Source organism: Bacteroidia bacterium (assembly GCA_026932145.1).
Lineage (GTDB): Bacteria > Bacteroidota > Bacteroidia > J057 > JAIXKT01 > JAIXKT01.
In genome coordinates this window covers 13322-31363 of sequence record JAIXKT010000003.1, presented here as the reverse complement: position 1 = coordinate 31363, position 18042 = coordinate 13322, and the positions used below count along the sequence as shown (strand labels likewise).

The following is an 18042-nucleotide window of genomic DNA, read 5'->3' as shown; positions in this document are numbered from 1 at the left end:
CATCCAAAACAAATGTCGCTCAACGCAGCGCTTGACCTGATTTTGTCTAAGATACACCTGGGCTTTGCGCCGGCTGCGGCTCGCATCGCTCGCCGTTCCGGCTAACGTCGCCCAACAAAACACTGGGCAAAATCCTGCATTAAGTGCTGCGTTTGGAATCAGCCTTCTTCCATTGGGTATTTTATACCTAAGATGAAAAATGTTGGTAAAATTCCTGCTCTATTTGTTGTTTTTGATACAATGCTGCATAAGCACCCTTTTGAGCCAATAGTTTTTCAGGACTATCGTACTCTACAACCCTTCCTTGTTGGATAAAAATAATTTTTTCTGCGGAAACGGTTGAGGTTACTCGATGGCTAATCAACAAAACGGTGGGGTTGTAATCAGGTGTAAATTGTAGATTTTTTAAGATAGATTCTTCCGTTTGGGTATCTACGGCAGAAAGAGAATCATCTAAGATCAAAATAGGCGGCTTTCGGATATAGGCACGGGCAATTGAAATACGTTGTTTCTGGCCGCCGGAAAGTAAAACACCACGTTCTCCTACAACTGTCTGAAATTTATTTTGAAACTGCATAATATCTTCATAGATACCGGCAAAAGCAGCAGCCTGAATAACTTCTTTTTCCGTAGCATCCGGTTTTCCAAAGGCAATGTTGTTAAAAATGGTATCTGAAAACAAAAAGACATCCTGCGGTACTAATCCAATTAAATTACGTAGCTGTTGCTTTGTTAAGTTTTCAATGGGTACATTTCCAATATAAATTTTCCCTGAACTACAGTCTATTAGGCGGGGGATTAAAGCTGCAAGGGTGCTTTTTCCGCAGCCGGTTGCCCCCATGATTCCGATAAGGCTTCCTTGCTCAATTTTAAATGATATTGAATCCAAAGCTAATATTCCACTATCCTCGTAACGAAGGCTAACATCCTCAAAAACAATACTATAATCATTAACTAATGTTGTTTCTGTAGCTGGAAATATTTGTGTTGCGTTTAAAGCTAATACTTCGTCTATTCGTGCTTGGCTTGCAGCAGCCCGTTGAATCAAGCTGGTAACCCAGCCCAAAGAGGTTACCGGCCAAGTCAATAAATTAACATAGATAATAAATTCGGCAATATTTCCTAAGGTAAAAACACCGCGCACAACTTGATACCCCCCTAACCAAACAACAATCAAGGTAGATAGTCCAATCAATAACGTTATCACCGGATAAAACAAAGCATCTACTTTCGCTAAATGAATTCCTTTATTTTTATAGATAAAAGATTGATTATTAAAGTCATTTAGAATAGATTGTTCTTTTCTGTATGCTTTAATCAGCCGGATTCCGCTAAAAACTTCTTGGGTTAAAGTGCTTAGTCGAGCTAATTGTTTTTGATTTTCGTCACTTCTTTTGTGGATAGTGCTATGAACGATATAAATACTGAAACTCAACACCGGCATTGGCAGCAGCGCGTACCACGTTAGCTCAGGGTTTACATAAAACATGGTTGCAACCAAGCAGATAAACATAGTAAGAGCATTTAAGGCATACATAATGGCAGGGCCTGTAAACATCCGAACATTAGAAACATCCTCTGATATTCTGGCCATCAAATCTCCCGTTGAAATCTTACGCAAAACAGAAAGATTTAAACTTTGAAAATGATGAAACAAGTCATTTTTCTGGTCAAATTCTATTTTGCGGGATAATACAATGAGCGACTGACGCGTCCAAAACAAAAATATTCCGCGAATCAAGGCGAATAGAAACACCAAACCGGCAAAGTAAATCAGTTCTTGCGCAACTCCTTCCGAAGAATGATTGTGAATCTGGTCATATACAGAATCTAAGGCCGTACGAACTACTTGGGCTGGAAATATGGTAAATAAATTAGAGAGCGAAATGCAAATAAGCCCGCTCAGGAGCATCTTCCAGTATTTCTTAAAATAGGGAGCTAAACTGATTATTAACTGTTTCAAGAAATTAAGTACATCAATTATGTCTTGTAAGTTTCTTAAAATGCGAATTTATTTTAGGTTTACCTTCCATTCTATCACAGAATTTTCTCCTGAATAATTTAGAAAAATCACTTTAATAACGGCGTGTTTATTCGGCTTTATGAACGAAAAGTCCAAAGAAGCAGTAGTATCCGGATTTACCTTAGGTGCATCTTTGGAAGCTGTTATTTGTTTGATAAGCTGATTTTGGCTATTTTTTACAATATAGAATACATCTGAGTACGGTTTTAGGCCGGTTACTTTACAGACCAAAGAAGTTGTATCAGTAAGGTTTAAGTGCATTCCATATTTTATCGGGATATTTCCCAACATAAATACTGGCTGAATGACGGTATCTTGTGTGCAATAATCGCGGATATAATCTCCGGCTTCCAAGAAGCCCAGAGCTAAAGAAAACTTCCAATCTTCGCAGGCATCATCGAGGTTTCCCATTTGTGCTTTTGCACCCCCGCGATTCAAATACGTTTCTCCGTCTTCAGGGTTAAACTCTAATGCCTTATTAAAATCCTGAATAGCTGTTCCGTATTGGTCTAACTCATAAAAGCACATTCCTCTGTTGGAATAAGCATCGGCAAAAGTGCTGTCTAAACCAATAGCCTCTGAAAAATCGGTAATTGCTTCGTGAAAACGGCCTTGTTTGTATTTGATATAGCCGCAATAAAAGCAATATTCTACATATTGAGGAAGACGCTTTTTGGCTTGTTCTATATCGAACAAGGCTTTGTCATAGATTTCTTGTTCTAACCAAATTCGACCTCGATTATACCAGCAGAAATGGTCAGCAGAATCAGCGGAGATAGCTCTTGTAGCATAAAAAACAGCTTTGGTATAATCTTTTTGAGTCGCTAAAAACCAGCTTAGATGCTGGTTTGCAATTGGATGTAGAGAATCTATCTTGAGAACATGAAAAATATCATTGAATGCTGAGTCGGGTTGGCCACTTTCAAAAAAAGCCCATCCTCGCGCACAATAAGCTGAAATATAATTTGTATCTAATTTAATAGCTACCGTAAATATGCTGATAGCCTGCTGGAGGTTTCCGGCCTCATACTGCTGTAATCCAGCCTCATACAGGTTTTTAGATGTTTGGGCAATGGAAAACCCGCTCCCTAAACTTAAAACAGTGAGGAGCAAACAAACTATTCTGGATAGGCGGGTAATCAACTTAAACTATATCCGGTTAGGGTTCATAACCATAGCGTCTCCGGAGATTATGATTTTTCCCTCATTGTCAAGTACGGTAGTTTCTATTTTAGCGCGGTGCTTTTCTGCATTAACTTCTAACACTTTGAATACTGCTTCATAGGGCTGGTCTGTAAACATTGGAGCCATAAAGCGCATATTTTGAGACATATAGACAGTTCCCTCTCCAGGAAATAACATTCCAAATACTTTTGAAAAGACACTTGCACCTAAAAAGCCGTGTATAATAGGTTTTTTAAATACTGTTTTTGCAGCATACGCTGGGTCTAAGTGAATGGGGTTATTGTCCCCAGAAACGGCTGCAAACTTTTCTACATCTTGTTGGGTAAAAGAGAAAGTATGCCGGTATTCTTGATTTACAGTAATCATAAATAATGGATTCGGCTGCAAATTTAAAAAGAATAGTGGTATTTTTTAAATTCAAATGCGAGTTGTCTTTTAAAAGACAACTCGCATTTGAATTTAGTTTAGAATTTATAGTAAGATAAATCCGATGCCTTTTACTGAAGGCGGAAGTCGAAGGGTATTGTTACCCATGTTTGTACTGGCCGGTTAGCTTGAATAGCCGGAGTAAATTTTAAGCTGGATAAGTGCGGAACGACTGCTTCTGTCAAAATCTTATGTGGAGATTTAATCACAATATGTTTAACAACGGATCCGTCTTTTCCGACCAAAAGTCTAAGGATTACTTTTCCGGATATTCCGGCTTCTTTTGCCGTAGGCGGGTAGCCAATTGCCTTCTTGATGTCGTCCATATTTACGGGAGCGGCTTCTTTTTCTACTGCGATAAATTCATTTGGGTCTGGTTCTTTTTCTGTTTCTTTGATTTCGGATGGGGTGTTTCCTTTTCCGTCAACATCACCAAAATCAACAGGGGCATCGTTAGAGCCTTCTTGGGTTTCTAAGCCGGGGTTGGATTTTAGGATAGAATCTACCGAAGCTATGGTTTCTTCCGGTTTAGCTTTGTCATCAGCTACCGGTTCAGGAATCACAAACTTGATAGATGCTGCTTTGGGCGGCGGCGGCGGCTCTACTTCCGGTGGCTTTATCTGCTCTTCTTTTTTATCAATTGGAGGGGGTTCAGAAAGTTCCGCATACGAAATAGATTTTTTCTTTTGATCTAATAAATCTTCAGAACTTAGATATTCGGAAATCAGAGGCCAAAGCATCGCAAGCACCATGAGTGACAGTGCAATAGCAAAAGCCCGAGATACGTTTCTGGGGTAAAGCTGACGCAACACATAGGCTCCGTAGCTCTTATTACGAGATTGAAAGACAATCTCATCTAAATCAACTATTTGCGTACTCATAATCTAATAGGGGGTTAAGTGCCAAATTGCTCCTTATATTTTTTGATAAGTTCTTGTTCTTCTTTAGTAATATCCACCAATGCATATTTCTTCATACTGGTAATATTCATTTCATCAAGAATATCTACAACATTTTTATACTTAGCGGAATCGTCAATTTTGATTAGATAAATCGCATTATCCCTAAAGTTTTCCTGAACAAAGGCTTCTTTTTCTAACAAAACCTTCCGAATTCCATTTTTAGAGAAGTTTGTAGATTTGAGTTCCGGTTTTTCTGAAGGTTGGTAGTAATATATTCTGTCGTTATCTGCAAGTAGTAAAACCAACATTTTGGATTCTGCTACTTTTTCTCTCTTTATCTCATCTTGTTTTTCGTCCTTTATTTTTGGAGGCACAACTACTGGCATCGTTTGTGGGGTGCTTAGGGTTGTAGTTAAGATAAAGAAAGTCAGGAGTAAGAAAGCTAAGTCCACCATAGCCGTCAAGTCAATACGGCCGGATGTCCTTTTCTTTTTCTTTTTTCCTTTTTTCTTCCCCCCACCGGAGGTATCTACTTCTGCTGCCATATTATTTTAACGGAATAAGTAGGTATTTTGTTTTAAAGAATTTTAAAAAATTATTTGTTTGGGTTAGCTTCGTTTCCGGTAATTAAGTTAAACTTATTAACGTTTTTGTCTTGTAAAGTACCGATAACCTTTTTTATGGCTGGATAAGGTGTGTTTTTATCTCCTTTGATAGCGATACGTAGCTTTGGGTTAGAAAGTCTGGCCATCACTATCCATTCGGCTAATTCGTTATTAGTACTATCGGCAGGTATTCCGGGGAGCTGAACCCGTTCCTGTTCTTTAGAGGAAAGGCCGAGATATTGCTTTAAATTAGCAAAAGGAACACCATAATCACCGAGTATTGAGAAATTATGGATTTCTTCCGGTGTAAATTCTATTCCTTTACGTTCTGCTATTTTATGTGCGATAGATATTTTGGTGTTTTTACTATCTACGCCGAAGAAAATACGGCCGTCTGGTGCAACGGTGATAGTTAGAATATCAGTAGGTGGAAGTTTCGTATCTGATACAGACGTTGGGATTTCTACCTGAACGGCTTCGTTTGGGCGAAACTTCGTAGTAAGCATAAAGAACGTAATCAATAGGAACGCCAAGTCAACCATTGCAGTCATGTCAATGGTTGTGCTTTTGCGTGCCATTTTTGCCTTTGGCATATTATTCCTTGATTTTTAGGTTTAAAAATTAATATTTCGAGCCAAAAGTCTGGACGATGCTATAACCAGCCTCATCAATCCGATAGCTCATGGTATCAATACTGGAAGTAAAGTAGTTATAGGCGATTGTGGCAATAGTAGAGGTGGTAATCCCAATGGCGGTGTTAATAAGCGCTTCTGAAATACCATTTGCTAAAGCTACGGCATCCGGTGCGCCGGCAGTAGCCAATGCAGAGAAAGCTGCAATCATACCCAACACCGTTCCAATAAGTCCTATTAACGTACCGATAGAAACAATTGTAGCAATAATAGTAAGGTTTTTCTCTAACATAGGTAGCTCTAAGGCAGTAGCTTCTTCTAAGGATTTTTGGATAGCTAAGATTTTTTGTTCTTTATCCATAATCTGCTCTTTTGACATTTCTTTATACTTCCGTAGGGTTGCTTTTATAACATTACCGACAGAACCTTTTTGAGTATCACACTCAGCCATAGCTGCCTCTATATTATCTTGCTCTAAGTAGTTTTGGATTTTATGCACAAAAACGTCCATCGAGCCTTTTCCGGCAGCAGACAATAAGGTGATTATTCTCTCGATAGAGAATGTGATGAGCATCAAAAAAATCCCCATAGCTATGGGAACGATTTTACCGCCTTTATACATTAAACCGAGTACGTTACCTGCTTTTGGGTGGTTTGCCGGGTTACCTCCTTCAAAATTTTCAGGATTTCCCATAACAAACACATAAATCACAATACCTGCAACGAGTGCTAAAGCGATAATTGCCGGAGATGAATATGATTTCCAAGCACTTCCGCTATTCTTAATTTCAGTGTTTTCCATGAATTTTATCTATGTTGGTAAAAATTTGGTTACAACGTTATTTATTTTCCACAACCGGAAAGTACGTTTACTTTTCAATTGTTAGTGGGCGCAAATATACACGAATACAAATTCAAGCACACTAAATTGAAAATATTTTTAGGGCTTTCGCAGTAAATTTTTGTTGAAAAGTATCTGGCATTTGGATAAAAAACGCGAATACACGATTATTTTCGGGCACTCTAAGGTATGAGTTTAGGTGTTTGTTTAAATAGAATACCGTAATTTGCAAAAAACTGCGCAGAAATCTTTTTTACCTTAGAGTAGCAATATATTTGTAAGAAGCCCAAAAACATCCATAAAATTATTCACTTAACTGTAAAATAGCAATGTTAAAAGACACAAATTCTTTTTCAACTCGTTTTAAATATTTATCATTCGTAATAAAATTAGTAAAATATTTTTTCATAACGAATTTATTAGCAGCATTTTGTTTTATAGTGTTACTCTTTTTTTGCCGCCTTTGGATTTTGCATTGGCTGGGAGGCAACCTTATCGTTGAAACCAAGGACTTAAAGCCCTCTGATGCTATTATTGTGTTTTCAGGCAGCCCCTTAGACAGAGGAAATGAAGCAGCTAAGCTTTGGAAAAGGCATTTTTCTGAAACTATTATATGTACTGGTGAAAATATTCCAAACGACTTTAAAGTATTGGGAATCAACTTACAGGAATGTGAACTTACTCAATCACAGCTAATTCGACAGGGGGTTGATAGTTCTAAAATTCAATTAATACGAAAAGGAACCAGCACTTTTGAAGAAATTGACGCTATCCGAGAATATTGCCAAAATAAAAACCTAAAAAATATAATTTTGGTTTCCAGTAACTTCCACACTCGCCGAATTAATAAATACATAAGACCCAAGTTAGAAGATATTGGAGTAACGGTACAAATACACGGAGCTCCTGCCTCTAACTTTGAAGAAGAACTTTGGTGGACAAAAGAAGACGGAATGATTTTTGTAAACAACGAGTATATGAAGTTACTTTACTATTGGCTAAAATACTGAATATTCTGAATTAAATCCCTAAAAAACAAGCTAATACCAAAATATTTTAGTATGATGACAAATCATATTGTCTTATTTCTATACGAATCTTTTCGCTTCCATTAAGGTTGCTGTTGCTCTTTTTGAAGGATTAATGCCTCATAACCAATAGGCAGTGATATTTTTTTACTTTTCTAATGGTTTGTAATTAGTTTTTCAACAAAAGAATACCGATGCAATATGTTTTAAAAAATATCCATTAAAGATAAAATTGTTTTTATACACAAACAAATTAGTAATTTTGCGGTATAGAAAGTTAATCTTATGAGAAAATTATCTTATTCGAGGCAGCGATTTAGGAACACTTTGCTACAAGCACTTATAGTAAGTTGCTTGGCGATGACTTTCCCTGCCTACTCTCAGAGCTATGTTAATGAGAGTTTTTCCAGTGCATCTGGAAGCGCCCCGCCAACGGGTTGGTCAAATGTAGTGGGAAGTAATCCCGGAGCTGACCCAACTCAACTTTGGAGGTTTGATAACCCGGGAGCCAGAACATTTTCTGGTGCAAACTTCGATTCAAACTTCGCTATCCTCGATAGCGATAACTATGGTAGCAGCGGCACACAAGATGCTTATTTAGTAACTCCAACTTTTTCTACGACAGGTAATGCCGTAGTTAAGCTACGCTTTTCCGAATCATTTAGGTCATACTCAGGATCTTCTAGTGATATAGAAATAAGCACTAACGGCGGAGCAAATTGGACTAACATCCGAACACTAACTTCTTCTTTGGGCTACCCAGATCCGGCAGTGCAAACAGAGATAGATATTTCTACATTGGCAGCTAATCAAGCTACGGTTCAAGTAAGATTCCATTATGCCGGAAGCTGGGGCTATTGGTGGGCTATTGATAATATACAGATATTCACCCCCTCGGCTACGGATATAGCATTATCTGCACTTTTAGCGCCGGAAATGACCGGTTGTTATTCCGCTAATCAGAATATCGCGGTAAAACTTAAGAATGAAGGTTCTCAAAGTATCAATTTTGCCACAACGCCGGCTACCGTTACCGTAGCTGTTACCGGAGCCGGAACAGGAAACCCCTCCACTGTGATAAATACCGGTACATTGGGAATAGGAGATAGTACCATTGTCTTGGTAACATCTACCTTCAATATGTCTGCTCCCGGAATCTATGTATTTAAGTCATCTGTTTCAGTTTCTGGAGACTTAAATAAGGGAAACGATACTTTAGTAAAAAGCATAACCAAAACTCCATTAGCTACATTACCGGAAACTGTTGATTTTACGGGATTTACCGGATCAAATCTAACAACTGTATTCCCAAGATGGGTAGAGTCTTCTGGGCCGATTCCAACCCCTTCGGTAACTACTTCTAACTGGACTTCCAGAAACTTTGCAAACGATGCTGCAAGCCCTAATGGAAATTCATCTGTTATCAACTTGTATTCTACCAGCACACAAGCATGGATGGTTGGGCCACGTTTTATGGCAACTCCAAACACACAGTTGAAATTTGATTTAGCATTAACAACTTATTACTCAACAACTGCTGGTAATCTTGGCAGTGATGATACTGTAGCCGTAATGATTTCTACTGACTGCGGAACAACTTGGTCTGTATTAAGCCTCTATGATGCAAGCAGCTCTATTTCTAACACAGGCCAAACGGAAATGATAGATCTATCTCCCTTTGCTGGCCAGGAAGTAATAATCGGCTTCTATGCTTCAGAAGGTACTGTTGATGATACAGAAGATATGGATATTTTTATAGATAACATCAATATCGTCAATGTACTTGCTACAGATATAGGTGCTTCTTTGGTAATTCCTCCGGTTCAAAATGCTGGTGGCTGCTATGGCGCTACAGAAACAATTCAAGCAAAGGTTAAAAACTATGGCTTAAATCCGGTAGATTTTTCAGTAACTCCGGCACAAGTGGAAGTTGCTATGACTGGTGCAAATACTCAAACCTACAATGCCACCATTAGCACCGGCACATTAGCTCCTAATGCAGAAATCACCGTTACAGTAACAACTACTGCCAATATGAGCGCAAACGGTACATACAATTTCCGGGCGCGTACTATTTTCGCAGGAGATGCACAGGCTTCCAATGATACATCAACTGCCGTGCAACGTATTAATATACCAAATACTGCTTTACCCATGGCTGTGAATTTTACAGGTTACACCGGAAGTAATTTAGCTACTGTTTTCCCCGGCTGGTCAGAAGGCAATGGCTCTTTCCCAGCATTAACCAATAAAAATGATGCTTCTTGGTATAATGGTAACTTTGGCTATGTTCCTGCTTTACCCGCAAGTAACTGTTCCTACATCAATCTATACACTACGGGAAAAAGAGCATGGATTGTTTCTCCGAAGTTTCGTGCTACACCAGCAACCCAGTTGGAGTTTGACTTAGCTTTAACGCTATATGCTCAGACAGCAGCAGGCAATATGGGCAGCGATGATACCTTTATGGTGGCTATCTCTACGGATTGTGGGCAAACATTTACAAGCCTATCTTTATATGGAGCCGGTTCTACAATTAGCAATACCGGCCAAACAGAGATAGTTAACTTATCTGCTTTTGCAGGCCAAGATGTTATTATTGCTTTTTATGCAAGCGAAGGTACTGTTGATGACCCCGAAGATGTAAATCTTTATATTGATAACATCAACATCAGAGAGCTACTCTCGATTGATTTAGCAGCAGTAACTCGCGTTTCTCCGGTCAAAAAATCTTGCTACAGCAATGCAGAACCAGTTGTAGTTCGGGTTAGAAATACCGGCTCTCAGACAGCTGACTTTTCAGTTAATCCAGTTACGGTTACCACAACAGTTAATGGAGCTGCTACAACAACTTTAACCCAAACTGTAAATTCAGGTACTTTGGCTTCCAATGCTACCTTAGACGTGGTATTTTCCGGAACGCTTGATTTGTCTGCATTTGGAACTTATTATGTTCGTTCGTATATTTCCTGCACCGGTGATAATGTTCAGGGAAATGATTCATTGAGTAGAGATACTTTGAATCACATTGCGCCGGCACCACTACCACAAGTATTAAACTTTACCGGCTTTACGGGTTCTAATTTAGGCACTTTATATCCGGGTTGGTATAAGGCCTCCGGCTATCCGTTCCCAAACCCTGCTTCTGCCGGCTCATGGACAGCTACAAACTACACAAATCAAGCTACCCCTAACGGTACTGCTATCAGAATCAACTTATATTATACCGGAAAGCGCTCATGGTTTGTTTCCCCAAAATTTACAGCTACGGCAGCTACAGAACTTTCGTTTGATTTAGCCAAAACGGCTTACAATTCTACAAATTCTTCAAATATGGGTTCTGATGATAGCTTAGTTATCTTTGTTTCAACTGATTGTGGCTTGTCATATTCTCCATTACAAGTTTATGATGCCTCATCAACAATTAGTAACACAGGCCAAAATGAAAGTTTTAATTTATCCGCATTTGCCGGCCAGAACATTATTATTGGATTCTATGCCAGTGAAGGCGTAATAGATGATCCCGAAGATTATGATTTATTTATTGATAATATCAATATCAAAGAACTATCAGCAACTGACATTGGCGTAACAGATATTTTGGCACCAATTACCGGCTGTGGCCATACTACCAATGATACAGTAATGGTTACTGTTCGTAACTTTGGTACGCAACCGATAACTAACTTTACAGCTTCTTATATTTTTAATAACGGAACACCGGTATCCGAAAATGTAACTACACTGACAATTTTACCCGGCCAAAGTGCCAATTACTCTTTTACAACTACCGTAAACTTAGCTACAACCGGTACATACGGAATAAAGGCTTACGCTACTCTTACCGGTGATGTAAATGCAACTAATGATACTACTACGAGAAGTATTTTGGCTACTGGGACAGTATCTACTTTCCCTTATCTCCAAGACTTTGAAGGAACACTTACAGACTGGCTCGTTCAGCCGATTATTGGTGCCAATAATTGGAGCATTCGTACCGGTGGCTTAGTAAATCCAACCTTAGCAGCTCATTCAGGAACTAAGATAGCTTTCTGGAATAGCTACAGCTATGCTGCTGGAAACACCTCACGCCTATATGCGCCTTGCATGGACTTTTCCGGAATGACAAATCCAACTGTTCAGTTCTATATCAGCCAAGATGCACAGTATAGCACTTCCGCAGATAGAGTACGAATAATCGTAAGTTTGGACAAAGGTGTTACATGGACTACCGTAGATAGTGTTGCTCGCTACAATGCTGCTTTAACGAGTGCACAGTGGACGAAATATAGAGCTTGTTTATCATCAACAGCAAATCAGCCATCTGTTATGATTGCTATAGAAGCTGTTTCTGGAAATGGAAATAATATCGGTATGGATGATTTTCAGGTGTATGATTTTGTTACAGCACCGGGCGTTCCGTCTCTTGTAAACGATACTATTTGTTCCAGCTCAAATGCTGCTGCAATGGTTGCAAACACAAGTAATGAATACAATTACACATTAGTTGAAACCGGAACATTGGCACCCAAAAGCCCTGCTACGCTTGGAACAGGTTCTACTATCAACCTAACATCTATACAACTTACCAATAGTATTAATTTATCAATTCTTGTAACTGATACATTAACAGGTTGTTATGTAGTGCTGCCATTAGGTCAAGTTACTGTTAATCAAAATAACCTAAGTGGAACTATCGTGGCTCCGTCTTCTGCTTCACTAAACACACCCGTTCCGGTAGTCGTTATCAATGGTCCGATAGGAGCAAACTTTGAATGGAACTTTGGTGCTGACGCTATGCCCTCAGTAGCTACCGGAGAGGGACCTCATAACGTAGAATGGTCAACCATCGGAACCAAAACGATTACACTAACGATTACTCAAAATGGATGTACTCTTGTAATTAACTACTCAGTTACAGTAGGTACAACAGCAATATCTAACTCTCTTACTGCTAACAATGTTTCGATTTATCCAAACCCAAGTAATGGAAAACTCTTTGTAGAAATGGGCATTAAACCCGGCGAAAAAGTTTACTTAGAGATAACCGACTTATCTGGTAAAGTAATTTACAATCAGAACATTATATCAGATAAGCAAGTTGAATTAGATTTAACTCAAATTCCTACCGGTCTGTATCTCCTAAAATTACGCTATCAAGAAAGCCAGCTAACCCAAAAGTTGGTGATAGAATAAAACTCGTTTTAGGGAAGTTTTTTAAATAAGTTGGGCGAAGATTTTTCTTCGCCCAACTTATTTTTTTACCGATGAATTATCGTTTTATACCATTTACCAAAAAAGTAGATATTTCTCATAATTAACGTCCTAAAAAACAACTAACTTTGCACTCTTTAATTTTAAGCCTGATTGTATGATTTTTTTTCGTAGAATACTATTTTTAGGGCTACTCTTGGGGATACAGATAGCATTTGCCCAGCAGCCTTGGATGGAGCCGTTAAAAGGTAAGCCTACTCCTACCTTTTATGAAATACAGGATGCTTTTAATACTTATTGGAAAAACCGACCCATAGTTAAAGGAGCTGGATATAAGTCATTTAAGCGTTGGGAGTACTTTTGGAAATCTCGCGTAAATCCGGTAACAGGAGAATTTCCAGATATGTCTATCTACATACAAGAACTTCAAAAAATCCAGCAGCGCAATCAAGCAAATATGGCATTGGCTGCAACATGGACAGAGATGGGACCTAAGAAAGTATCAGGATCTCTCACCGGAATTGGGCGTGTAAACGTAGTTAAGATACATCCGACAAACACGAGTAAGATTTATGCCGGAACAGCTGGCGGCGGCTTGTGGATTTCTAACGACGCTGGCTCAACATGGGCAACCAGTACTGACCAACTTGGCTCAATAGGCATCAGCGATATTGTTTTTGATCCAACAAACTCAAATACAATGTATATGGCTACCGGAGATGCTGACGGACATCTGGGCGGAGGAAATAACGCCATCTATAGCGTTGGATTATTAAAATCCACAGACGGTGGAAATACATGGGCAGCTACAGGGTTTTCTTATACCTATCAAAATCAAAGAGTTATTTATAAAATTCATATTCATAAAACGAATAACCAAATTATTTTATTAGCAACAAATAACGGCTTATATAGGTCTTCTAACGGTGGTACATCTTTTTCTGCTCTCTATTCTTCAGGAATATTTACAGATATAAAAGATCACCCAACAACTCCCAACACCATATATACTACTGCTTATGGAAATGGAGTGTATGTTTCTACCAATGGAGGTACCTCTTTCACCCAAGCAACGGGCTTACCTTCCTCTGATGTTGGCAGAATTCAGTTAGCTACTACTGCCGCCGCTGCAAATAACGTTTATGCCATAATTGCAAAAAACTCAAATAGCGGATTATTAGGCGTTTATCGTTCTACCAATAGCGGCACATCATTTTCTACGATAACAACTTCCCCTAATCTATTAGCTAATGATGTTGCCGGCTCTGCGGCAGATGGGCAAGGCTTTTATGATTTAGCAATTACTGTGGATCCTACCAACGCAAATATTATTTACGTCGGCGGGGTAAATATCTGGAAAACGACAAACGGCGGGTCAAGTTGGACTTTGATAGCTCATTGGAGTGCAAGTGGCGGAAAGCCCTATGTTCATGCAGACCAACACTGCTTTGAATGGAATGGTACAACCCTCTACATCGGAAATGACGGAAGTATCTGGAAAACAACCAATGGCGGAACATCCTATACAGATTTAGGCCAGTCTTCTGCTACAGCCGGTATCGGATGTTTACAAATTTATCGTATTGGAAACTCCACAACTTCTAATAGCAGAGTTTTGGCCGGTGCACAAGATAACGGTACCAATTTATACAATAATGCAGCTTCCCCCCCATGGTCAGAAACAACCGGCGGAGACGGAATGGAATGCTTTTTTGATAGAACTACTGCAAACACCTATTACACATCTGTCTATAACGGATCAATTTACAGAACATCAGGAATGGGAACGGTAGATATTTCACCAAATGCTACCGGAGCGTGGGTAACTCCATTTGTACACGACCCTAACAATAACACCACAATCTATGGCGGATACCAAGATGTTTGGAAAACAACCAACAGTACCGCTACCTCACCAACTTGGGCTAAAATTTCTAATAACTTAACCGGCGGCGACGACATCTTAGCCTTAGCAGTCGCTCCTTCAAATTCCAGTGTGATTTATGCGGCTGAATCCAATGCCATATACAAAACAACCAATGGAGGGACAAGCTGGTCATCAGTAACTTCCGGATTGCCAGTTAGTTCAGCAATTATAAATTATATCGCTATTTCTAATACAGACCCCAATGTGGTGTTTGTTGTATTTGGCGGATTTTCTTCCGGAAACAAAGTATTCAAATCTACCAACGGCGGCTCTACTTGGACCAATTATTCAACCGGATTACTCAACGTACCTGTAAACTGTATCGTTTATCAAAATAGTTCTAATGATGCTGTATATGTTGGAACGGACTTTGGTGTTTATTATCGAGATAACTCCTTAAGTAGTTGGGTATCATACAATACCGGATTACCGAATGTTATTGTTGATGATTTAGAAATTCAGTATAGCGTTGGAAAACTTCGGGCTGGAACTTTTGGGCGCGGTTTATGGGAATCTGATTTGTATTCTACAAGTGGAACGCCTAGTGCTCAGTTTACGGTTTCTCCAACTTCCGGCTGTGCACCATTTACCATTACCCCTACAAACACCTCCACGAATGCAACTTCATACACTTGGACATTTTCTGGTGGAACCCCTCCCTCTTCAAATAGTGCTACTCCAACAGTTACGTATTATAATCCCGGTACCTATTCTATTACTTTAATTGCAACAGGATCTGGCGGTAGTGATACATTAACGCGTAGTAGTTACTTAGTCGTTAGTGCGAAGCCGTCTGTTTCGGCTACTGCTAATCCGGCAACGATTTCGTCAGGTGGTTCATCTAACCTAACGGCGACTGGTGCCTCCACTTATGTTTGGTCTCCTGCAACGGGATTAAGCTCTACGACTGGTGCCAATGTTACAGCAAGCCCAACATCCACAACTACTTACACAGTTATCGGTACTGCTGCAAATGGCTGTAAAGACACCACAACCGTTACCGTTACTGTTACCGGCGGCTCAACAAACTGCAGCAGACTGAGCAATTACACCAATGATGATACTCTGGCTATTTATACTGCAAATGGCGGCTATTTAGCGGGACATAACTCGTATCAAGATAAAGCCAAAGCGGATAAATTTACCTTAGCATCTTCCTATACTATTGGCAGTGTTACATTTGCGGTTGGCGTTGCTAAATCCAATACGCCGGCTTCAAAATATGTTACCTTAAAAATATGGGATGACGATGGAACCGGCGGCGTTCCCGGCACCGTTTTGTTTCAACAAAATGTAACTTATCAGACGTTAATGGCGGATGTTGCTGCAAACAGAGCGAGTATAGTGGTGTTACCCACTCCTTTAGCTGTTTCCGGAGCTATTTACGTTGGTTTAGAATTTACGTATGCCAGTGGGGATACGGTGGCTTTATTCACCAACCGAATTGGGAATACACCTGCTCCGGGTACCGGCTGGGAACAGCAAAGCAATGGTTCTTGGTATGCTTATTCAGACCCAAGTTCGTGGGGTTCTACGGTAAATATGTCGCACTATATTTTCTTAAATCCGGTATTTCCAGATGCTAACTTTACGGCTTCCGGAACAACGGTATGTGCTGCAAATTCCGTAACCTTTACCAATAGTTCTACTCAGGCAACCAGCTATTCATGGTCATTTCCGGGCGGAACTCCTGCAACCTCAACAGCAACGAACCCAACAGTAACCTATAACACAGCAGGAACTTATGCCGTTACGTTAATAGCTATTGGTGCTTGTGGTAATGATACATCAACTCAGACAAACTATATCACAGTAAGTGCGAAGCCGTCTGTTTCGGCTACTGCTAATCCGGCAACGATTTCATCAGGTGGTTCATCTAACCTAACGGCGACCGGTGCCTCCTCCTATGTTTGGTCTCCTGCAACGGGATTAAGCTCTACGACCGGTGCCAATGTTACAGCAAGCCCAACATCCACAACTACTTACACAGTTATCGGTACTGCTGCAAATGGCTGTAAAGACACCACAACCGTTACCGTTACTGTTACCGGCGGCTCAACAAACTGCAGCAGACTGAGCAATTACACCAATGATGATACTCTGGCTATTTATACTGCAAATGGCGGCTATTTAGCGGGACATAACTCGTATCAAGATAAAGCCAAAGCGGATAAATTTACCTTAGCATCTTCCTATACTATTGGCAGTGTTACATTTGCGGTTGGCGTTGCTAAATCCAATACGCCGGCTTCAAAATATGTTACCTTAAAAATATGGGATGACGATGGAACCGGCGGCGTTCCCGGCACCGTTTTGTTTCAACAAAATGTAACTTATCAGACGTTAATGGCGGATGTTGCTGCAAACAGAGCGAGTATAGTGGTGTTACCCACTCCTTTAGCTGTTTCCGGAGCTATTTACGTTGGTTTAGAATTTACGTATGCCAGTGGGGATACGGTGGCTTTATTCACCAACCGAATTGGGAATACACCTGCTCCGGGTACCGGCTGGGAACAGCAAAGCAATGGTTCTTGGTATGCTTATTCAGACCCAAGTTCGTGGGGTTCTACGGTAAATATGTCGCACTATATTTTCTTAAATCCGGTATTTCCAGATGCTAACTTTACGGCTTCCGGAACAACGGTATGTGCTGCAAATTCCGTAACCTTTACCAATAGTTCTACTCAGGCAACCAGCTATTCATGGTCATTTCCGGGCGGAACTCCTGCAACCTCAACAGCAACGAACCCAACAGTAACCTATAACACAGCAGGAACTTATGCCGTTACGTTAATAGCTATTGGTGCTTGTGGCAATGATACTTTAACCCGAACAAGTTATATTATAGTAAATTCAACGGCTACGCCGACTATTTCCGGTAACACTGCTCTATGTTCTGGTTCTACCTTGAGTTTAACGGCATCTTCGGGAACATCCGGTGCTACCTATAGCTGGACAGGTCCGAATGGCTTTACCGCAACTACCGCCAGTATATCAATACCGAATGTATCTACTTCAAATGCAGGCACTTACACCGTAGTAGCTATTGCAAACTCTTGTACGTCTGCTACTGCAACCAAAGCTGTTACGGTAAATTCAACGGCTACGCCGACTATTTCCGGTAACACTGCTCTATGTTCCGGTTCTACCTTGAGTTTAACAGCATCTTCGGGAACATCCGGTGCTACCTATAGCTGGACAGGCCCGAATGGCTTTACCGCAACTACCGCCAGTATATCAATACCGAATGTATCTACTT

Annotated in this window: 10 protein-coding genes; 3 read left to right on the top strand and 7 right to left on the bottom strand. The window is 40.1% G+C overall.

From position 1 onward, the window contains the following. Nucleotides 1–187: 187 nt before the first annotated feature. From LC115_00975 to LC115_00945, 7 genes are all read right to left on the bottom strand, one after another. Complete coding sequence (locus tag LC115_00975; protein ID MCZ2355253.1) at nucleotides 188–1912, bottom strand: ABC transporter ATP-binding protein/permease; 1725 nt, start codon at nucleotides 1910–1912, stop codon at nucleotides 188–190. A gap of 99 nt (nucleotides 1913–2011) precedes the next feature. After that, the gene (locus LC115_00970; protein ID MCZ2355252.1) at nucleotides 2012–3136 is read right to left on the bottom strand and encodes a tetratricopeptide repeat protein; all 1125 of its coding nucleotides are present in this window, start codon (nucleotides 3134–3136) and stop codon (nucleotides 2012–2014) included. A gap of 36 nt (nucleotides 3137–3172) precedes the next feature. Continuing rightward, nucleotides 3173–3574: a MaoC family dehydratase gene (locus tag LC115_00965; protein ID MCZ2355251.1), complete on the bottom strand. Its 402-nt coding sequence runs from the start codon at nucleotides 3572–3574 to the stop codon at nucleotides 3173–3175. A 131-nt stretch (nucleotides 3575–3705) separates the two neighbouring features. Continuing rightward, nucleotides 3706–4515 carry a TonB family protein gene (locus LC115_00960; protein MCZ2355250.1) on the bottom strand — a complete coding sequence of 270 codons (810 nt, stop codon included), beginning with the start codon at nucleotides 4513–4515 and terminating at the stop codon, nucleotides 3706–3708. A gap of 14 nt (nucleotides 4516–4529) precedes the next feature. Then, nucleotides 4530–5081, bottom strand: coding sequence for a biopolymer transporter ExbD (locus LC115_00955; protein MCZ2355249.1), 552 nt, complete (start codon nucleotides 5079–5081; stop codon nucleotides 4530–4532). Between the two features lie 50 nt (nucleotides 5082–5131). Further along, a complete protein-coding gene (locus LC115_00950) occupies nucleotides 5132–5734 on the bottom strand; it encodes a biopolymer transporter ExbD (protein MCZ2355248.1) in 603 nt (200 codons plus the stop codon). 28 nt (nucleotides 5735–5762) lie between these two features. Further along, nucleotides 5763–6575, bottom strand: coding sequence for a MotA/TolQ/ExbB proton channel family protein (locus LC115_00945; GenBank protein ID MCZ2355247.1), 813 nt, complete (start codon nucleotides 6573–6575; stop codon nucleotides 5763–5765). Nucleotides 6576–6943: 368 nt separating this feature from the next. Between LC115_00945 and LC115_00940 the strand changes: the two genes are divergently transcribed. The 3 genes from LC115_00940 to LC115_00930 all read left to right on the top strand — a co-directional run. Then, nucleotides 6944–7624, top strand: a complete 681-nt coding sequence (locus LC115_00940) for a YdcF family protein (protein MCZ2355246.1) — start codon at nucleotides 6944–6946, stop codon at nucleotides 7622–7624. 303 nt (nucleotides 7625–7927) lie between these two features. After that, on the top strand, nucleotides 7928–12838 hold the full coding sequence (locus LC115_00935) for a choice-of-anchor J domain-containing protein (protein MCZ2355245.1): 4911 nt from the start codon (nucleotides 7928–7930) through the stop codon (nucleotides 12836–12838). Nucleotides 12839–13013: 175 nt separating this feature from the next. Next, the coding region (locus tag LC115_00930; protein ID MCZ2355244.1) for a PKD domain-containing protein at nucleotides 13014–18042 on the top strand (5029 nt) is incomplete at its 3' end.